Annotated in this window: 14 protein-coding genes; 12 read left to right on the plus strand and 2 right to left on the minus strand. The window is 51.7% G+C overall.

Annotated features, from left to right (window positions below; all coding sequences use genetic code 11):
- Window positions 1-127 precede the first annotated feature (127 nt).
- The 11 genes from ACN0YN_RS17905 to ACN0YN_RS17955 all read left to right on the plus strand — a co-directional run bounded on the left by ACN0YN_RS17905 (window position 128) and on the right by ACN0YN_RS17955 (window position 16,121).
- A complete protein-coding gene (locus tag ACN0YN_RS17905; protein WP_417386400.1) occupies window positions 128-1,024 on the plus strand; it encodes an amidophosphoribosyltransferase in 897 nt (298 codons plus the stop codon).
- Window positions 1,012-1,704, plus strand: a complete 693-nt coding sequence (locus ACN0YN_RS17910; RefSeq protein WP_417386401.1) for a protein glxC — start codon at window positions 1,012-1,014, stop codon at window positions 1,702-1,704. The genes ACN0YN_RS17905 and ACN0YN_RS17910 overlap by 13 nt, the downstream gene beginning before the upstream one ends.
- A 38-nt stretch (window positions 1,705-1,742) precedes the next feature.
- Entirely contained in the window at window positions 1,743-3,098 is a 1,356-nt protein-coding gene (locus tag ACN0YN_RS17915) for an FMN-binding glutamate synthase family protein (RefSeq protein ID WP_417386402.1), read from the plus strand.
- 50 nt (window positions 3,099-3,148) lie between these two features.
- Window positions 3,149-4,507: a type III glutamate--ammonia ligase gene (glnT, locus tag ACN0YN_RS17920; protein ID WP_417386403.1), complete on the plus strand. Its 1,359-nt coding sequence runs from the start codon at window positions 3,149-3,151 to the stop codon at window positions 4,505-4,507.
- A 58-nt stretch (window positions 4,508-4,565) separates the two neighbouring features.
- Window positions 4,566-5,810, plus strand: coding sequence for an FAD-dependent oxidoreductase (locus ACN0YN_RS17925; protein WP_417386404.1), 1,245 nt, complete (start codon window positions 4,566-4,568; stop codon window positions 5,808-5,810).
- 3 nt (window positions 5,811-5,813) lie between these two features.
- Entirely contained in the window at window positions 5,814-6,080 is a 267-nt protein-coding gene (locus ACN0YN_RS17930; protein WP_417386405.1) for a sarcosine oxidase subunit delta, read from the plus strand.
- Window positions 6,073-9,003: a 2Fe-2S iron-sulfur cluster-binding protein gene (locus ACN0YN_RS17935; protein WP_417386406.1), complete on the plus strand. Its 2,931-nt coding sequence runs from the start codon at window positions 6,073-6,075 to the stop codon at window positions 9,001-9,003. Before ACN0YN_RS17930 ends, ACN0YN_RS17935 begins: the two co-directional genes overlap by 8 nt.
- A complete protein-coding gene (locus ACN0YN_RS17940) occupies window positions 8,996-9,664 on the plus strand; it encodes a hypothetical protein (protein WP_417386407.1) in 669 nt (222 codons plus the stop codon). Before ACN0YN_RS17935 ends, ACN0YN_RS17940 begins: the two co-directional genes overlap by 8 nt.
- 359 nt (window positions 9,665-10,023) lie before the next feature.
- Window positions 10,024-12,480, plus strand: coding sequence for an ATP-binding protein (locus ACN0YN_RS17945; RefSeq protein ID WP_417386408.1), 2,457 nt, complete (start codon window positions 10,024-10,026; stop codon window positions 12,478-12,480).
- 438 nt (window positions 12,481-12,918) lie between these two features.
- The gene (locus tag ACN0YN_RS17950; protein ID WP_417386409.1) at window positions 12,919-13,794 is read left to right on the plus strand and encodes a DUF1559 domain-containing protein; all 876 of its coding nucleotides are present in this window, start codon (window positions 12,919-12,921) and stop codon (window positions 13,792-13,794) included.
- Window positions 13,795-14,009: 215 nt separating this feature from the next.
- Window positions 14,010-16,121, plus strand: coding sequence for a glycosyltransferase family 39 protein (locus ACN0YN_RS17955; RefSeq protein WP_417386410.1), 2,112 nt, complete (start codon window positions 14,010-14,012; stop codon window positions 16,119-16,121).
- Between the two features lie 41 nt (window positions 16,122-16,162).
- Here the strand turns inward: ACN0YN_RS17955 and ACN0YN_RS17960 are convergent, their stop codons facing one another.
- Window positions 16,163-16,597, minus strand: coding sequence for a carboxypeptidase regulatory-like domain-containing protein (locus ACN0YN_RS17960; RefSeq protein ID WP_417386411.1), 435 nt, complete (start codon window positions 16,595-16,597; stop codon window positions 16,163-16,165).
- A 252-nt stretch (window positions 16,598-16,849) separates the two neighbouring features.
- Entirely contained in the window at window positions 16,850-17,935 is a 1,086-nt protein-coding gene (gene tal / locus ACN0YN_RS17965) for a transaldolase (RefSeq protein WP_417386412.1), read from the minus strand.
- Between the two features lie 339 nt (window positions 17,936-18,274).
- Here tal and ACN0YN_RS17970 point away from each other — a divergent pair, with 339 nt between their 5' ends.
- A complete protein-coding gene (locus ACN0YN_RS17970; protein ID WP_417386413.1) occupies window positions 18,275-20,332 on the plus strand; it encodes an FAD-dependent oxidoreductase in 2,058 nt (685 codons plus the stop codon).
- Window positions 20,333-20,374 lie beyond the last annotated feature (42 nt).

Consider the following 20,374-nt stretch of genomic DNA (forward strand, 5'->3'; position numbering starts at 1 on the left):
CAAACCCGATTCAGTTGGTTATCCCGTGCGGGTTTGGTATCTTGCAATCTTAAGAACCTGCCTGGTTCCTGCTGACCCTTTCGTGATTCGCTCGCATGAAGTGGTTTTTTAAATAAGGCGATTGCCTGTGTGCGGCATTGTTGGACTGTTGGCCAGACGGAGCGATTATCGTGACGATCTGGGGAAATTGGTCACTCCCATGCTCGACTGCATGGCGACCCGCGGACCCGATTCCGCAGGTTTGGCTCTGTTTCGCAGTCCACTTGAAACGACCAGTCGCCGGTTCGCTCTCTATGCGGCTGATATCGAATTCGACTGGCAGACTCTCGCCGATCGCTGTCAAAGTGAACTGGAGACGCAGGTCAGTCTCACCTTTGTCGAAAATCATGCCGCCCTGGTTTCACCGGTCACAGTCAACACGTTCAAAGCCTGGTTGAAGCGGACTGCTCCTGAAGTGCATTTGCTCTCGGTAGGTCAGTCGATTGAAATCTATAAAGACGAAGGACATCCTGCCGAGATTGCCAGACGGTATCATTTTCCCGAGATGACCGGCACACATGCGGTGGGACACACACGCATGGCAACGGAATCAGCCGTCTCTCCCGCGCATGCGCATCCCTTTACCGCGGGGGAAGATTTCTGCCTGGTACATAACGGTTCGCTTTCTAATCCTTACAGTGTGCGGCGGAAACTGGAAGCGCTGGGGATCGCTTTTGAGACCGACAACGATACCGAAGCCGGTTGCCGATTCCTGGAATGGCGGATGCGGGAAGGGGATACGCTGGAAGAAGCGATCTCCGTCGCGCAGAGTGAGCTGGACGGTTTCTTCACGTTTCTGATGGCAACCGCGGACCGGATGGTTCTGGTCCGGGATGCCTTTGCCTGTAAACCAGCTGTGGTCGCCGAGACAGATGATTACGTCGCCGTCAGTTCCGAATTTCGCTCACTGGCGCATCTGCCCGATATCAAACAGGCTCACGTGTATGAGCCGGCACCGGAACAGATTTATTCATGGACAGTATGAAACAACTGGATCTGACAACGTTGAGCGTTCGTGAGGTGAACCAGTACCTGCATCAGGGACTGCTGGAAGAGCAGTCTGTACGGATCGAGATACTGAATCCGGATGGCCTGCACAGCATCGCTGCGGGACTGGATGCGGAAGTCCACGTCGACATTCTGGGTCACGCCGGTTATTTCACTGCGGGTATGAACCAGCGGGCGCAGGTCACCGTACATGGAAATGTTGGTTGGAGTGTTGCCGAGAATATGATGTCCGGACTGGTCCGTGTGAAAGGACACGCTTCAGAATGTGCAGGCTCTTCGGGGCACGGGGGGCTGTTAGTGATCGAAGGGGATGCCTCATCCCGTTGCGGCATTTCTTTGAAAGGGACCGAGATTGTTGTCGGGGGGAGTGTGGGGCACTTCTCTGCCTTCATGGCACAGGCGGGGACTTTGGTGGTCTGTGGCGACGCCGGGCCGAATCTCGGAGATTCGCTGTATGAAGCGACGATTTATGTGCGAGGTAAGATTCACAGTTTTGGTGCCGACGCACAACAGCAAGAGATGCAGGACGACGATTTTGAAAAGGTGTCAGCACTGCTGTCTCGCGCGGAGATGAATTTTGATCCCCGCGAATTCAAGCGGGTCAGTTCGGCCCGCAGTCTGTATCACTGGAATGCGGACGCCCATCAGGAATATTAAACAACATACTGCAACGAAAACAGCAGCGGAGAGCAAGTGTGAGTTCGGACAAGTCGATTCAACGCGAAGAGAGTGCCAGTTTTAACGAGCATTCCCTCTCTTACATCCGGCAGGCCGCTGAGTACGGGCTGTACGAGATCCGCGGCATGGGTGCAAAACGGCGTGTGCCCAGCTTCGACGATCTGATTTTCCTCTCCGCGTCCGCGTCACGGTATCCGCTGGAAGGTTACCGTGAGAAATGCGAATCGAAAACGGTGCTGGGCACGCGGTATGCGAAGCAGCCGATCGAGCTGGAGATTCCGATCACCATTGCCGGGATGAGCTTTGGCTCGCTCTCCGCGAATGTGAAGGAAGCGCTGGGCCGGGCGGCGACGCAGATGGGAACGTCCACGACGACGGGCGACGGCGGAATGACGCCGGAAGAACGCGAATCGTCGCAGACACTGGTCTATCAGTGTCTGCCTTCGCGTTACGGTTTTAATCCCAACGATCTGCGGAAAGCGGATGCGATTGAGATGGTGCTCGGTCAGGGCGCGAAACCAGGGGGCGGCGGAATGCTGCTGGGGCAGAAAGTTTCTCCCCGTGTGGCACAGATGCGGACGCTGCCTGAAGGGATTGACCAGCGATCGGCCTGTCGGCATCCGGACTGGACGGGGCCCGATGATCTGAAAATCAAAATTGAAGAGTTGCGCGAAATCACCGACTGGAAGATTCCGGTTTACGTGAAGATGGGCGCGACGCGCGTGCGGGAGGATGTCAAGCTGGCAGTAAAGGCTGGCACAGATGTGGTTGTCATCGATGGTATGCAGGGGGGGACTGCCGCAACGCAGCAGGTCTTCATCGAACATACGGGCATTCCGACGCTGGCCGCATTACCGCTGGCAGTGGAAGCCCTCAGCGATATGAACGTGTTGGGTGAAGTGCAACTGATCATTTCGGGAGGCATTCGCACGGGAGCCGACGTCGCCAAGGCACTCGCTTTGGGTGCGGATGCGGTTTCAATCGGACAGGGCGTGCTCGTCGCGCTGGGTTGCAACCATCATGCGTACCAGCGGGCGGACGGCGAAGAGGTCGATGTCACCGCAGACTATGCGAAACTGGGGACCGCGCCCGGGTATTGTCATCACTGTCATACGGGTCAATGTCCGGTAGGCATTACTACGCAGGATCCCGCACTGGAACCGCGGCTGATTCCGGAGGTCGGGGCGAAGCGACTGAAGAATTATCTGCAGGTTCTGAATATGGAACTGACGACCCTGGCACGGGCCTGCGGCAAGTCGAACGTACATCATCTGGAGAAAGAAGATCTGGCTGCGCTGACTGTCGAAGCAGCAGCGATGGCAAAAGTCCCTCTGGCGGGAACCAGCTGGATCCCGGGAGCTGGTTCCGTTTAAGTGCTCGAATGTGTGACCGCAGGAGTTGAATCTGACAGCGAGGAACAACAATGAGTGACCGTGAAGAAATTCGCACGCAACTGGAACTGGCAGGGATCGATTTTCTGCTGGCTCAGTTCGTGGATATCCACGGAACGGCGAAAGTCAAGATGGTGCCACGGTCGGCTCTGGATGACATGATCGATACCGGTGCCGGTTTCGCGGGAGCTGCGGTCTGGGGAGTCGGCCAGGGCCCCAGTTCTCATGACATGCTGGCTCGAATTGACCTGGATACCTTCACGCCACTTCCCTGGAAACCGAACACGGCACGCTTCGCTGCGGATCTGTTTGTCGATGGCGAATCATATCCCTTCTGTGCACGAACCAATTTAAAACGGGTACTGGCCGAAGCAAAACAGCTGGGTTATTGTTTCAATGTGGGGATGGAGCCGGAACACTTTCTGGTTACGAAAAACGGGGACGGGAGTATTTCGCCCTGGAATCCGGACGACGTCGATTCGCTGGCCAAACCCTGTTACGACTTTCGATCGATGGCACCGGCGATGGATTATCTGCAGGAACTGACGACCGCCCTCAATCAATTGGGCTGGGGTGTGTATCAGACCGATCACGAAGACGGCAACGGACAGTATGAGATCAACTTCGATTATCAGGATGCGCTGGTGACCGCGGATCGCATCACGTTTTTCAAAATGGCAACTTCTCAGATCGCGAAAAAATATGGTGCGATTGCCACACATATGCCCAAACCGTTTGCTGACCGCACGGGGAGTGGACTGCACGTCCATTTTCATCTGGCGGATGCAGAAACGGGGGAATGTGTCTTTGAGGATAAATCCGATCGCCGGGGGCTGGGTTGTTCGGAACTCGCGTATCATTTTATCGGGGGCGTACTTCAGCATGCACCCGCGTTGTGTGCTGTCACCAGTCCGACCGTGAACTGTTATAAACGTCTGCAGCTCGGTTCGGGCCTGTATTCCAGCCGCAGTGGTTACACGTGGACGCCGGCATTTATTTCTTATGGTGACAATAACCGGACCCAGATGATCCGCACGGCAGGTCCCGGGCATTTTGAAGATCGCACGGTATCGGCTGGTTGCAATCCTTATCTGGCTCTGGCGGCTTACCTGGCAGCGGGGCTGGATGGGATTAAAAATAAAATCGATCCGGGTGAACCGAACCTGGGCAATCTGTACGAAAAATCTCTGAGTGAAATCCAGGAAACAGGAACGCAGATCCTGCCACAATCCCTGTGGGAGGCGATCAGCGCACTGCGGAACGATAGTGTGATCCAAAACGCTCTGGGAGTGATTGCGGACGAATTCATCGAGCTAAAAATCCGCGAATGGGAAACCTATGATGGACAGGTGACACAATGGGAGATTGACGAGTACCTGACATTTTTCTGAGACGCTGTCTGCTGATTTGACTTCCTGATTTACCTTCCTTGTAACACGCTATCCAAATATGCCTCACCGATTATTAAAATTTGGATTCAGTAAAGAATATTCCGAACCGCGGATGTTCAATACACCCGACAAACTGCAGTCGGAATACGATGTGGTGATCATTGGTGGCGGGGGACATGGGCTGGCGGCAGCCTACTATCTGGCGAAAGATCATGGCATTACGAATATCGCAGTGCTGGAAAAGGGATATCTCGGAGGAGGAGGGACCGGGCGCAATACGGCCATTATCCGTTCGAACTATCTGACACCCGAGGGAGCCCGTTTTTATCAGACCAGCGTCGATCTGTTTCAGGATCTGTCACGGGATTTGAATCTGAACCTGTTTTATTCCGAGCGGGGACATTTCACTCTGGCACATTCGCCAGCATCTTTGCGGACGCAGCGCTGGCGGGCGGAAGTCAATCAGCACCTGGGCATCAACAGTCGACTGGTAGGACCTGAGTTTGTGAAAGAACAGGTTCCCGAAATCGACCTTGATTGCGGCGGCCATCAGGCTCCCATTCATGGTGCCCTGTATCATCCCACCGGTTCGATCGCGCGGCACGATGCGGTTGCCTGGGGATATGCCCGCGGTGCCAGTCAGAGAGGAGTCGAGATCCATCAGAAAACAGCAGTGACTGATATCGAAATCCGCGACGGGGCAGTCGCTGGTGTGCACACCGATCGCGGTTTTATCAAAACGAAGAAGGTGCAGTCCGCGGTGGCCGGCTGGACAACCCACATTACGGACATGGTTGGCTTGCGGACGCCACTGGTCATACATCCGCTGCAGGCCCTGGTGACAGAACCCGTGAAACCGTGGTTGAACAGCATAGTGGTCTCGGCAAGTCTGCATCTTTATGTGAGTCAGTCGTCGCGGGGCGAACTGGTAGCGGGGGCTTCACTGGATCCCTACGAATTGATTTCGATGCGTTCGACACTTGATTTCGCTGAAGGGCTGGGCAGCCACATGCTCGATCTGTTTCCCTGTCTGGGGGAAGCGAAAGTCCTGCGCCAATGGGCCGGTCTTTGTGACATGACACCCGACTTCTCGCCCATCATGGGTACCACCCCGATTGAGGGATTTTATATTGATTGTGGCTGGGGAACCTGGGGATTCAAAGCGACGCCTGTCAGCGGTATGACGATGGCGTTCACGCTGGCACAGGAACGAAATCACGATTTGATCAAGGCGTTCAATCTGTCGCGCTTCGGTCGTTTCCAGCTGGTTGGTGAGAAAGGAGCGGCTTCGGTCGGACACTAACTTATGAAACTGATTCACTGTCCCGTTAATGGCCCGCGCCCCTTGCAGGAATTTCATTTTGGAGGCGAAGTTCGTGAGATGCCTGATCCGCGGGAATCGACGGACGAACAATGGGCCGACTACGTGTTCCATCGAGCAGGGGGACCTGCGGTAAAACGCGAGTGGTGGTATCACGTTCCCAGTGGCGTGTGGTTTATCGCCGAGCGGGATAACCGGACCGATGAGTTCTTGCAGACCTACCTGTATGGAAAGAGTTCCAGCAATGAATAGACGTCTGCCGCCTCAACCAGGGGAATGGATTGATCGCAGTCGCCCGCTGGAGTTTCAGTTCGAAGGCGAAACGATTGCCGCGTTCGAAGGGGATGTATTATCGAGTGCGCTCTGGGCGAATGATGTCCGATTGCTGGGACGCAGCTTCAAATATCACCGGCCCCGCGGGATTTATAGTCTGATGAGCCACGATGTGAATGTGATGGTGGCGACGAAGGATCAGTTCAATCTGCGGGGTGATACTCTGCTGGTGGAACCGGGAGCAGAATACGAGGCCGTCAATACACAAGGGGGTGTGAAACGCGATCGATTGCGTTTCATGGACTGGTTCGGTCGTTTCCTGCCGGTTGGCTTTTATTATAAAGCGTTTCACACGCCGCGCTGGCTGTTTCCGTTTTATGAAAATCAAATGCGCAAAGTGGCCGGGCTCGGCAAAATCGATGCCGCCGCACGTTCTCCGCATTCGCCGAAAGACTATGCTTTCTGTGATCTGCTGGTGGTCGGGGCAGGGCCGGCGGGGTTGGGAGGTGCGATCGCAGCGGCCGAGCAGGGCCTGCAGGTGATAATTGTCGATGAGCAACAATATCCGGGCGGTAGTTTTGGCTGGCAGTGGATTACTGATGAATTGGCCCAAACGCAGTTACAGCAAATGTTGCAGCAGATCAGGTCAATGGAAAATATTGAGCTGCGCAGTCGTACCCAGGTTTCCGGCTGTTATGCGGATCACTGGGCTGCTCTGGTCGATGACTGCAAGCTGACAAAATTACGTTCGAAAGCCACACTGGTGGCAAGCGGCTGTTTCGAACAGCCTGCGGTGTTTCAGAATAATGACCTGCCGGGAGTGATGCTCGGTTCGGCAGCGCAGCGGTTAATGCATCTGTATGCCATTAAACCCTGTGAGCGAGCGGTCGTACTGGCGGCCAACAGTGATGGTTACCGACTTGCTCTGGAGCTGGATCAGGCAGGGGTTCAGGTGGCTGCTATTATCGATTTAAGAAGCAGTCCGGAAGATACATTGTATCGAGATCATGTCGTAGAACAGGGGATTGTTGTCTATCAGCAACATGCGATTTATGAAGCACTCCCGACAGCCGGTAAGACCGGTGTGCGGGCGGCTGTTGTCTGTCGACTGGATGACGCGGGGAATGCAGATCTGTCTTCAAGAATGTCGATTGAATGCGACGCGATTGTGATGAGTGTCGGCTGGGCACCGAATGCGAGTATCTACTATCAGGCAGGGGGACGCTTTGAATACAATGAACAGGTTGAGCAGCTGATTCCCAAGGCCGATAGCCCTGCTGGACTGTTTGCAGCCGGCCGGCTCAACGGTGTCTATGACTGGATCGAACAGGTTGCGGACGGGATACGAGCGGGCCTGGAAGCGGCTTCTTTTCTCGGAAAATACTCGGGTTCGCTGCCTGCGGCGATTGATCATCGGGGAACAGCACCCAGTCATCCTTATCCGATTGTAGCACATCCGGGAAAGAAAAACTTCGTCGACCTGGATGAAGATCTGCATCTGGCAGATTTTAAAAATGCACACCAGGAAGGCTTCGATAATATCGAACTGCTGAAACGCTACACGACGGTAGGTATGGGACCCAGTCAGGGAAAACTGTCAAATATGAACGCTGTGCGAATTCTGGCGCGGCTGAACCAGAATGACATCAATGAGACCGGTACAACGACAGCCCGCCCGTTTTATCAGCCTGTCCCTTTAAAACATCTGGCAGGACGACGGTTTCACCCGCAGAGACGCACACCTCTCGATGCATGGCACAACCAGGCTGGCGCTCTGATGATTCACGCCGGAGCCTGGTTGCGGCCCGAGTATTATCAGCATACCGGTAAAACACGGGAAGATTGTATCTATGATGAAGCCTGTCACGTCAGGCAGAATGTGGGGCTGATTGATGTGAGCACGCTGGGAAAACTGGAGATCTGTGGTCCCGACGCAGCCCGTTTTCTGGAACGCATTTATACCGGACGATTTGTGAAACAGAAACCAGGCAGCCTGCGTTACGGTCTGGCTTGTGATGAAACCGGGGTCATCATCGAAGACGGAGTGATCGCTCGACTCGACGATGAGCGTTTTTATGTGACGGCAACCAGTAGTGGAGCCGCGGCATTTTATCGTGAAATGCAACGCTGGGCACAAATCTGGGAAATGAATGTGACGCTGGTGAATGCGACCGGGCAGTTGGCTGCAATGAACATTGCTGGCCCCCATTCCCGCGCAGTTTTGCAGCAGTTGACCGATTTGAATCTCGATGCAGAGTCGTTCCCTTATTTAAGTGTGCAGCCTGCGAACGTCGCCGGAGTGTCTGCATTGTTATTGCGAGTGGGATTTGTCGGAGAACTCGGATTTGAAATTCATGTCCCCGCTGCCTCGGGGCTGCATGTCTGGAATCAATTAATAGAGGCGGGGCAACAGTTCGGAATCAAGCCCTTTGGTATGGAAGCACAACGCTTACTGCGGCTGGAAAAAGGGCATCTGATTGTAGGCCAGGATACCGATGCGTTAACTAATCCGTTTGAAGCAAATGCAGCCTGGGCCATCGGTAATGGGAAAGACTTTTTTGTGGGAGGTCGCAGTCTGGAAATTGCTGCACGCTCTGAACTGACTCGAATCCTGGTGGGACTGTCCTTTCCCGAAACCAGCTCGGGAATACTGCCCGAAGAATGTCATCTGATTATTGAGGCCGGGGAAATTGTCGGACGGATTACCAGTATCGCCAGACGGTCTACCTGGGGGCCGCCACTTGCACTGGCATTTGTACGGCCCGATCTGGCGACGCCTGGAACACGTGTGGAAATTCGCGGGGAGCAGGGAACAATGATTGCCGCTGAAGTGACAAAGATGCCTTTTTACGATCCCGATCATCAGCGACAGAACCTGCCTGTGGGAGAAAGTGATGCCTGAAACAATCTTCCGCCGAACACCGATTCAGCATCTGCTGGAGCCGCTGAAACCAGTCTGGTTGCCAGACTCACAGTTGCCGATCGTGTTGAGGTACAGAAGTCGCGAGCAGGAACAGGCGGCAATGCAGAAGCTGGGGCTGTGTGATTTGAGCGGTTTGTCTCGACTGGGCCTGAAAGGTGCGGCTGCTGCCAGCTGGTTAAGTGAACAGGGCTTGCCGGTTCCCGAACAGGTCTATGCGTTGGAGCATCTGTCGGACGGAGGATTAATTGTCCGACTGGGAACGGTCGAGTTTCTCCTGGAGAGTAGTTTACTGGACCTTGTAGTTCCTCAGTTGGATACGCTGCTGACATCACGAGGGAATCAACTGATTCGAGTCGAACGCCAGGATGCCAGTATTCTACTGGTTGGTTCTCATGCGCATGAGGTCTTAGTGCAGACGTGTGGTGTGAATTTTCGCGAAGTGTCGAATCATACCTGGGTGTTTACCCGTCTGGCAGGTGTCAGCTGCGGCATTTTGTCGTACTCGTGTCAGGGATTTCCCGCATACCGACTCTGGTTTGACTGCAGTTACGCAGTCTATCTCTGGAAAACTTTATGCGAGATCGTCAGTGAACTGGAGGGGATGGTAATCGGGGTAGAAACACTTAATGAGCCTGAGTGAGTCTATATGAATAAAGATCGTTTAGAAAACAGGATCAGTTAATAGATGCCGAATCATTCTCCCGTTGTCTGATCAGATCAGTATTGAGAAAATCAAAACGACTGTATAAACTGAATTAACGATAAACATATCTCAAGTTAATGCCAGCCAGAGAATGGAAAAGTTCGGGCAACGTTAAGACAATGAAGTCTTGCGCTGTACCTTTCCTTTCAATCATCGTCGCAAAGGTGACGTCAGTTATCTGAAACAGATCTGTTCGTGGGTAAATGATCGTTAAAGTATCCCCTTCATTGGTCAGTCCTGAGTAAAAAACATCAGTATGAAAGCGTTCCTGGGTAGCAGGGGAGAAGGCTGAGTGGATGATTGAGTTCTTTTCGAAGCTCTTTGATACATCGGACTATCCAGCTCGCTGGAATTGTGGCAACTGGACGAGTGGTGAGGGCTGGTTACATATTCTGTCCGATATCGGTACCTGGTCTGCTTATACAGCAATCCCGATTGTACTGATCTATTTCACTTATAAACGGCGCGACGTTCCCTATACAAAGCTTTTCGGCCTGTTTGCTGCTTTCATTCTGCTATGTGGTACCGTCCATCTGGTTGAAGCTATCATTTTCTGGAATCCGATTTATCGGATCTCGGGAGTATTAAAGCTGGCGACTGCTGTCGTTTCCTGGACAACGGTAATTGTATTAATCAAATATATGCCCCGTCTGTTGCAGCTCCCTTCAATCGCGGCAACCAATGCGCGACTTTTGGAAGAAGTGGAGCAGCGAAAAGGAATCGAACATGATCTGCGCTGGATGCAGTCTCGATATGAGGCGTTCTTAACCGGTACCAGCAGCATTATCTGGACGACCGATCCGCGTGGGAATTTTATTGTCGCCCAGGTATCCTGGCAGCGTTTTACCGGTCAGACCTGGGAAGATCACCAGGGAGAAGGCTGGCTGAAGGCGGTACTGCCTGAAGATCGCGCCGAACTGGCTGCACTCTGGAGTAAACCCGCGGGTAAGCAGTCCAGCTATCGTGTGCATGGTCATATCTGGCATGCGGAAAGTGGATCATACCGTCCTGTGATAACAGAAGCTGTTCCCGTTTTTGATCAGGAAGGACAGGTTCTGGAATGGGTGGGAACGGTCAGCGATATTCATGAACAGCGGATCGCAGAAGAGAGCCTGAGCGCCGCCGAGGCGGAATCCAGTCGTCAGAAACGGGAACTCGAACTGATTTATGATACTGCTCCGGTCGGGATGGGACTGGTCGATCGCGAATACCGTTATCTGCGAATCAATGATACACTGGCCCGCATCAATGGGATTCCCCGGGAAGAACATCTGGGACGCGTCTGTTTTGAGCTAATTCCAGGGATTGCGGATCGACTCAAACCGCTTTACGAACGGGTGTTTCAGACTGGTCAGGCAGTGAAAAATCACGAAGTGCGCGGTAAGACTCCCGCCAGTGACAAAGAACGCTGCTGGCTGGTGAACTATCACCCGATGACGCATAAGAATGGGGAGGTCTGGGGGGTCAGTTCGACCGTGCAGGATATCACGGCCCGCAAAGAGATGGAAGAAGCGATTCGTGAAAGCGAACAGAAGGCTTCACAGGCCAACCTGGCCAAGAGTGAATTTCTGGCGAATATGAGTCACGAGATCCGCACTCCGATGGCTGCGGTTTTAGGTTACGCCGACGTTCTGCTCGGGCATCTGACTGATCCCGATAATCTGAATTGCGTCATGATCATGAAGCGAAATGGAGAGCATCTGCTGGACCTGATCAATGACATTCTTGATTTATCACGCATCGAAGCCGGTAAACTCGAAGTGGAGATGAAGGAAACGCAACTCCGAGAGCTCGTTTCTGATGTGCAGGCACTCATGCAGGTACGGGCCGACGAAAAGAACCTATTGTTGAATGTCAAGTTCACCGGACAGGTTCCAGAGACGATCGTGACCGATGCGACCCGACTGAGGCAGATTCTGATCAATCTGGTTGGTAATGCCATCAAATTTACCGAGCATGGTGAGGTCCGACTGGTGATCAGACTGCTGTCAGATTCTGATAAACCGACCATTGAATTTGCAGTTCAGGACACTGGTATCGGCATGAGTGAAGACCAGATTCAGCGACTGTTCAAACCGTTCTCGCAGGGAGATACTTCGGTTACACGGGCCTATGGAGGTAGCGGACTCGGTCTGGCGATCAGTAAACGACTGGTACAGATGCTGAAAGGCCAGCTGAAAGTTAAAAGTGAAGTCGGTCAGGGATCCATCTTCCGCGTACGCCTTCCCACCGGCTCCATAAAAGGAATTCCTCTGATTGAATCCGGTATTCTGGAAAGAAAAGCAGATGGCACCGAGCAGTCTCCCAATGCACATCGTCTCAATTGTCGTGTACTGGTTGTAGACGACCGACGCGAGGTCCGGCATATCAGCCAGCATTTTCTGGAGAAAGCAGGTGCTACGGTCGTCTCAGCCGAAGATGGTCAACAGGGAATAGACATGGCGTTAATTGCCCGTGATGCAGGTGATCCGTTTGATGTAATCCTGATGGATATGCAGATGCCTCACGTCGACGGTTTGCAGGCAATTGCAGAACTGCGGGCGGCTGGCCTGGATTCACCGATTATTGCACTCACTGCCGATGCCATGAAAGGGGACCGCGAACGCTGCCTGCAGGGAGGCTGCGATGATTACCTGTCAAAACCCATCGATCACGCGCAGATGGTTGAGATGGTCTGGCGGTACTCCGAAGAGGTTTCCGCAGACGCACTCCAGGCTCAACGTCAGGAACAGGCAGCTCGATTTCGGGATTGATTTCTGATTCTCTCTGAATTGTCTATGTGCTGCTTGAGGCCTCTCGCGTCAGTCCAATCTCATTTCAGCGCCAGCTATCTTCACGTTAAGAGCGTATTAAGAGGTGCGAGATGATTTAATAGTAGATATTCATATACTGTTTATAAAGCCAGTGTTGATATGCGTTTAAGGGCTTATTATCTCTATTCGTGTTGTTTTAAACAGGACATTTAAAATAGTTGGGATAATTCAGTGCCTTTTCAATAGACAACGCTGGTGTTGAGAAGATATATGAAATAGCCTGCCTTTCTTAATCAATTAACCTGAAAATAATATATTCAAATCTTTTACATATTCTCTATGTAAAAACAGTGATTTTATAGATTCATCTACCCGGTATTGGCATTGTCGCTGATACCACATGTTCGTCTTAAGATCTTAATATTCAGGGAGACTCAGTTGAAAACGACTCTACGTAGAAGGGCGTTCACGTTAATTGAACTTCTGGTTGTGATCGCCATTATTGCCATTTTAATTGCTTTATTACTGCCTGCAGTGCAACAGGCGCGTGAAGCTGCCCGTAGAAGCAGTTGTAAAAACAACTTCAAACAAATCGGTTTAGCGCTTCATAATTACCATGATACGCATCGCGTTTTTCCTCCCGGTTACTGCCGTGCAGGAACCGATATTTACAACAACTTCATCGGCTGGGGTACCTTCATTCTGCCTTTCCTGGATCAGGCAAACCTGTATAACCAGATCCAGTCAAAGGGTGGCTTTGATAATAAGTGGTACGATTCCACCTTCTCCACAATTGGAGCGAACGAAGCGAAAACAGTTCTTCCCGCTTATATCTGTCCTTCCGATCCGATGGGGGGAACGAACTCCGACCTTTCCGGATATGGAAAATCCAATTACCTGACGGTGGGTTCAAAGTATCCTGCTTCCGCTCCCGTGATTGCCTTTGGTCGTAACAGTGCAATCCGCATTCGTGACCTGACCGATGGTGTGAGTAACACCATGCTGGGAGGCGAAAGAACCACCCAGGGATCAAATATCGGTGGAATCTGGATCGGTGCAACAGGTGCGAGTTCCGGTTACAAAATCCATGGTGCTCCTCAGTTCCTGCGTGAGTCCGATCCCTCTCAGTATCTGATGTCGACACAAATCAATGGAACGACGAACGCACAATACGGCTTCAGCAGTGCGCATGTCGGCGGAGCCCACTTCCTGCTGGGTGATGGTCGGATTCGTTTCCTGAGCGAAAATATCGACAAGGTAACCTACGACCGTCTCGCTTCCATCGATGATGGAAATGTACTCGGCGAATTCTAAAGTGCGTCACATTTAACTATAGCGTCTCTCAATTTAATCTACTCGGTTCAAATGAACCTGGAGGCGCTACAGTAAAACTGGACACAGTCTAATCAGGTGACTGTTTAACCTGATCAGGTATATCTAAAATAGCCCGGCTTCTTATAATTGGGAAGTCGGGCTTTTTTGTATTTTGCAGACGGTGAATCAGACTGCAGTCGAGTTGTCAGAGACGTATGAAATTGAAAAGCAGCGAGACATCGAAACCAGTTACAGGCAGGTGGCAGGGAGCAGGGATTTTCTGTCTGGCGCTCGGCGTGCGTCTGTTTTATCTGGTTTCGTATCTCAATTCCCCGCTGGCAGGGCATTATCGTACCGATCACCAGTTTTATCGTGACTGGGGTCTGGATCTTGCTCAGGGAACGGGAAATGCAACCGCAGCGTTTACACAGGGGCCGTTGTACGCGTATTTCCTTGGCTTCTGGTACTGGCTGTTTGACAGTCCGGAAACATTGATTTTGACACTACAGGCTTTTGCAGGCAGTGGAACCTGCCTGCTAATCTATGCTTCAGCGCAGAGACTGTTCACTCAAAGAGTGGCCCTGATCGCCGGAGTTCTGACTGCAGGATTCGGCCCGCTGGTCTTTTACGATATCATGCTGATGAAAACATTTTTCAGCCCGTTTTTTACCGCGCTGATACTATATTCCAGTCTCCGATTTCGAGAGCAATATCACCTGCGCTGGTTGTGGCTGGCAGGTATATCAATTGGTCTGGCAGTTCTGGTTCGTGAGAATCATATCCTGTTGATGATCCCGGTATTGCTGTTTCTCTGGCAGAACCCCGACGCTGAGCGTGCCTCTAAAAAGATTTGTTACCAGTCAGTCCTCGTGTTGATCTCTGCCTGTGTAATTTTGCTTGCCCCCGTAACGATTCGAAATGCTCTGGTAACGGGAGAGTTTGTCGCGGTGACCACAGGCGGCGGCGAGGTCTTTTACATGGCTCAGGGGCCAGACGCAAACGGTTATTATTCACCCCCTCCATTCATTCGTACGCATCCGATGTTTGAACATGAGGACTTTCGATTAGAAGCCCGGCAGCGAACCGGACAACCCGCTTTGTCACCCGCGGAATGTTCGCGTTACTGGTTCTGGCAGGGGATGAAAAGTGCCGCCGCTGATCCTCTGCGAAGTGGGAAGCTGACACTCACGAAATTACAGATTCTGTTGAATGACTACGAAGTACCGGATAGTGCCTATTTTCAGACGACGCGAGAATGGATTGCACCGCTGCCTTATCTGCCCACTTTCGGACTGTTCAGCGGGCTGGGATGTCTGGGGCTGATCGTCTCCTTCTCTCGTCGAAAGCAGTTGCTGCTGCCGCTAGGTTTGCTGCTGGTACACATCATTTCAATTTTACTCATCTATAATTTTGGTCGGTTTCGCGCAGGGATGCTTCCACTCTGGATGCTGTTTTCTGCAGTGGGAATTGACTGGTTGTGGACTGCCTGGACGCGACCGGCCGTCAATCGCTGGCCCAGGCTGGCTGCCGTGCCGTTTGTGATCTTGATGACTCTGTTCTGCATGCTGCCGCAAACGGGAAGAATTCAGGCCGGTTACCCGGAAGACGAAGCCGCCTATGATCAGTTTCTACAGTCGCGACAGCAGATACTGCAACAGGTGAACCGCCTGAAAAAACAGATGGGATCGAATGACACTGGTAGCGCCATCCCACTGGCATCCGCGCTGATGCAACTGGAACGATTTAAAGAAGCACGCGATCTCTTACTGCCACTGGCGGATAAGGATCCCGATAATCTACAGGTTCAGAAATTTCTCGGCAGTATCCTGACGCAGACCCGGGAGTGGCAGGCAGCTATTGCGCATCTGGAACAGGCTCACAAACTGGATCCCCAGGATGCAGAGATCTGTAACAATCTTGGAAGTGCGTACGAGAAAGCTGCTGAAACTTCTCAGCCGGAAAACTCCGCAGAACTGTTCAATAAAGCGGCCCGTTACTGGCAGAAGGCACTCAGCCTTGATCCACAGAGTGCATTTGCCCGATACAATCTTGCTCGAAATAAGATTCGTCTGAATCAGGATTCCCAGGCACTGGCAGATCTGAATCTACTGTTGGAAGAGCATCCCGGGTTTGAGCTGGCAGAACAGGGGCTGGAGCCGCTGGTCATTTCACCAGATTCAAAACTATCTGCCGAAGAGTTTCAGGCTGCAGCCCGTAGTCTGGAACAACTGGCCCGGTTCTATGAACAGACCGGGCGCAAGCCATTCCAGAAGCACGCATTGCAACTGGCTGAAATAGCGACCCGACGCAGTAAAGAACAGAATTGAGTTACTTCACTTTGAGCTGCGAGCGGTTCCAGCCGGATTGATTATTTTGACTGCAGATCGAAATCGATGGTGTTTTCACCCGCTTTGACGTCAGCCGTCAGTGTGGTGTCTTTATTGTACTGGGCAGGGACTTTTTCTTTGGGAACATCCTTTTGTGCTTCCTTCGTTTCCAGGTTGCCTTCAGGAGCTTTGAACGTGGTGATGCTCACAGTGTGTTTACCAAGTTTGGCCCCTTTGAGCGTCGACGTATAATCTAACTCATATTTCCCTGTGGAATCAGTGGTTGCTGATGAAGACCTTCCGCTTTCCGGCTGGAAAATAACGAGTGCCTCGGCAAGGGGTGAGCCATCGAGAGTAACTGTTCCTGTAACGGTTCCTGTTTCCGGCACGTCATCGGGACCAGAACTGCAACCATCACACAAAATAATGCCGCATACCAGTAAAACAATAACACGAAGTTGAGCATCAATTTTCATCAGGAGCGTCTTCTACCTCAGAATAAATTGGAAAATGATTAATTGAACCATGTGATTGACCAGTCGAAGTTATCGAAATCAGCCTGCTGATTCCACAGTACACCATTTATTTACAGGTAAAAAAATGAATGAAATCCGACTTCGATATTCGAAATGATATACAAACAAGTGTGCAAAGAAAAAAGTCAGGCCACTGTTGATGAGAGAGACCTGACTTTGGTGAATGTCTGTTTTAATGTTGACCCTGGTTGATCAGTCTGCCTGTACCAGTGATTCACTTTTGGTCGTAATCACTTCCATCAGTTCGTTCCAGGATTGCACAAAAGACTCTGCTCCCTCTTTCTGCAGTCGGGCAGCTAAAGCCTGATTATCAACTCCTGCCTGAGTGAATTCGTTAAGCAGGGATTCACTGTCACCTCCATCTACCGGCAAAGCGTCCCCGACTTCACCATGATCGGCAAAGGCGTTCAGAGTCTGTTCCGGCATCGTGTTGACAGTAAACGGAGATGCGAGAGATGTGATATATAATACGTCGGATGCATTGGGGTCTTTCGATCCGGTACTGGCCCAGAGCAGTCGCTGCGGACGGGCACCGAAGTTCAGAGCCCGCTGCCAGCGGGGTGAATTGATCAGGTCTACATAAGCTTTGTAAGCTTTGAGACCGATGGCAATTCCCAGACGGTTGTGAAGTGTTTCAGGAACTTCGTCAACAATGGCGCGGTCCCAGCGACTGATAAACAGGGATGCTACGGAACCGACGGCAGGATTGAGTCCCGCTTCAATGCGTCGTTCAACGCCTCTCAAATAAGCTTCGGCAGCGTCGACATAATGCTCGCTGGAGAACAACAGCGTGACATTCACAGGGATCCCGGCAAAGGTGGCTTCTTCAATTGCGGGGAGTCCTTCTTTCGTGCCGGGAATTTTGATCAGCACATTCGGGCGACCGGCACGTTCATGCAGATCTTTCGCTGCCGCCAGAGTACTCTCGGTGTCGTAAGCGAGCAGGGGGGAGACTTCCAGGGAGACCCAGCCATCCACGCCATCCGTGCGGTCCCAGACCGGGCGAAACAGATCAGCAGCCTGCGTGATGTCTTCCAGGGCCACTTCAAAGAACAGCGCTTCACCTTCTTTGCCGTTCTTAAATTTTTCCTGAATGGAGCTGTCGTAAGATTCGCTGTTTTTGATTGCCTGATGAAAGATGGTCGGATTCGAAGTTAGTCCGGTTACCGAAAGTTCATCGATATAACGCTGCAGGGTCCCGCTGGAGAGCAGGTCGCGGGTGATATTATCCAGCCAGAGACTTTGTCCCAGGTTGTTAAGTTGCTGATTCGCATTCATCAGTATGACCTCCGAGAATGGTAGGGAAGTATGCTTCGTTGAAAATAACAGGTGTATAAAATTTATTGTCGTCAAATTCCTGCATCAATGGAAGGCTGAGTCAGAATTCATCTGCAGGGGTGCGACAATATTTCGTGATGACCCCTGATCCGGTGATTGGATTGAAGTTAAGCCGACTGGGCAAATTCCCGGGTAATCAGTATAGTGAACAGTTCGAAAGACATGTTTTCAAAAGGTGAAATCAATTTTCACTTTTTCGCTGACTCACTAAACTGAAAGTGAACAGGAATCGTCAAGAATCAGAATTCTGATTAAGTTTAATATGAGAGATGATGACAAATGAAAATACTGCTCAGCGCTCTGTGCCTCCTGATACTTTCAACGGGTTCCCGTGTCTGCGCCCAGTCAGAAGATAACACCACCCAGACTGATGTCGTCGTATATGGTTCTACACCGGGTGGGGTCTGCGCGGCGATTGCGGCAGCTCGCGAGGGGGCGTCAGTCATTCTTCTCGAACCGACCGACCATGTCGGTGGCTTGAATACGGGCGGATTGAGTTTCAGTGACTCAAATCAGACCGTACGTAGTACAGTCATGGGGCTGTTTGATGAATGGCACACGCGTATTGAGCAGGATTATGCTTCCCGTGGAATCAAATTGCCTTATCAGGTTCGCGTAAAAGATCAGTCTAAATGGACTTATGAGCCACACGTGGCTTTACGCGTGACCAATCAGATGCTCAATGAAGCACACGTTAAAGTTCTGACGAAACATTCCCTTCAATCGGTTAAAAAAGAGGGGGCTCGAATAACCAGTCTGATTACTGGCCATGGAATTTTTAAGGCTGAAACTTTTGTCGATGCCACTTATGAAGGCGACCTGCTGGCATCTGCTGGAGTCAGCTGGACGATCGGTCGGGAAGGGAAAGCAGAATATGATGAATCTCTCGCGGGCAAGCGTTACCCGAAACAAAGAATGAAGATCAACGGATTCGACAATGATGGTAAAATATTACCCCTGATTACCACGACTGATGCCGGTCCAGAGGACGAAGGAGATACCAATGTAATGGTATACAGTTTTCGTCTCTGTCTCACTGATAATCCAGGAAACCGCGTCCCCTTTCCAAAACCTGCCCACTATGATCCTGCCCGTTTCGAAGTGATGCGGCGTTTCGCGAAATCCGGAGGCCGTCTGGGATGGGATCTATATCCGCTGCCGGGAGGGAAGTTTGATGGCAACAATTCGATCGGTGGTCAGTTCTCACTCGGTCTGGTCGGTGGCGGTAACGGCTGGAGTGAAGCCAACGCAGCGGAGCGGGCTATCATCTGGGAAAAACATAAACAATATACACTGGAGTTCTATCATTTTCTCACGACAGATCCTGCAGTGCCGGAATCAGTTCGGAAATCGTATGCCCGTTTGGGGTTGTGTAAGGATGAGTTCCAGGATTACGACCACTTTTCTCCTGCCTTGTATGTGCGCGAGGGACGACGCATGAAAGGCATATATGTTCTCAGTCAGAAAGACATTCTGGAAGAACCTGTTAAGCAGGACCCCATCGCAGTTTCATCATTCCCGATCGATTCCCACGACTGCCAGCGGATAGCATTGAAAGACGGATGTGTGATTAATGAAGGGACAATCTTTCCCGTCAGAAAAACCAGCCCGAAACAAGGCTATGCTTATCACGTACCTTACCGTTCAATTTTACCACTGTCGAAAGAGTGTTCTAATTTACTGGTACCTGTAGCGCTCTCCTGCACGCACGTCGGTATTTCATCCATTCGTGTTGAACCGACGTGGATGATATTGGGACAAAGTGCCGGTATTGCTGCAGCATTGTCTGCCCGGGAAAAAGTGCCAGTTCAGGAACTGCCTTACAAACAGCTTCGTAAGCGACTCCTGGCACAGGGACAGGTACTCGAATTGCCTCCTCCGTCAGAAGCTCCCAAGGTTTCAGTTTCCATCGATCCCGGAACATTGCCCGGGCTGGTTCTGGATAATACGAGTGCCGAGCTGACAGGTGAATGGAGTCACTCAACCAATTTTAAACCACATATCGGTAACGGTTATCTCCATGATGCCAAGCGCGGAGATGGAAAGGCAACCGCTGTGTTTCGATTTAGAGTTCCTCAGAGTGGTCGCTACCAGCTTTTGATGGCTTACTCGGCTCATGAGACTCGTGCGAAAAATATCCCCCTGTTTGTTTCTTCCGGAAAGAACCAGTCGTCGATGATCGTCGATCAGACTCAAGCTTTGCCCCAGGGCAAGCGATTCCGTCCGCTGAAGATCGTCAATCTCGATGCCGATCAGGAAACCGTCATCAGGATAACCAATGACAATACAGAAGGGTTTGTCATTCTGGATGCCCTGCAGTTATTGCCGGTTAAGTGAATCGTCAGTCCGGTCTGGAGTGAGCGTTAAAATCCTGTTCGA

The sequence above is a fragment of the Gimesia sp. genome, assembly GCF_048260065.1.
In the GTDB taxonomy this organism is placed as follows: domain Bacteria; phylum Planctomycetota; class Planctomycetia; order Planctomycetales; family Planctomycetaceae; genus Gimesia.

Coding starts and splice junctions, on each gene's coding strand:
- ACN0YN_RS17910 (WP_417386401.1), top strand. CDS start 1,012: ATGGACAGTATGAAACAACTGGATCTGACAACGTTGAGCGTTCGTGAG.
- glnT (WP_417386403.1), top strand. CDS start 3,149: ATGAGTGACCGTGAAGAAATTCGCACGCAACTGGAACTGGCAGGGATC.
- ACN0YN_RS17925 (WP_417386404.1), top strand. CDS start 4,566: ATGCCTCACCGATTATTAAAATTTGGATTCAGTAAAGAATATTCCGAA.
- ACN0YN_RS17930 (WP_417386405.1), top strand. CDS start 5,814: ATGAAACTGATTCACTGTCCCGTTAATGGCCCGCGCCCCTTGCAGGAA.
- ACN0YN_RS17935 (WP_417386406.1), top strand. CDS start 6,073: ATGAATAGACGTCTGCCGCCTCAACCAGGGGAATGGATTGATCGCAGT.
- ACN0YN_RS17940 (WP_417386407.1), top strand. CDS start 8,996: ATGCCTGAAACAATCTTCCGCCGAACACCGATTCAGCATCTGCTGGAG.
- ACN0YN_RS17945 (WP_417386408.1), top strand. CDS start 10,024: ATGATTGAGTTCTTTTCGAAGCTCTTTGATACATCGGACTATCCAGCT.
- ACN0YN_RS17955 (WP_417386410.1), top strand. CDS start 14,010: ATGAAATTGAAAAGCAGCGAGACATCGAAACCAGTTACAGGCAGGTGG.
- ACN0YN_RS17960 (WP_417386411.1), bottom strand. CDS start 16,597: ATGAAAATTGATGCTCAACTTCGTGTTATTGTTTTACTGGTATGCGGC.
- tal (WP_417386412.1), bottom strand. CDS start 17,935: ATGAATGCGAATCAGCAACTTAACAACCTGGGACAAAGTCTCTGGCTG.
- ACN0YN_RS17970 (WP_417386413.1), top strand. CDS start 18,275: ATGAAAATACTGCTCAGCGCTCTGTGCCTCCTGATACTTTCAACGGGT.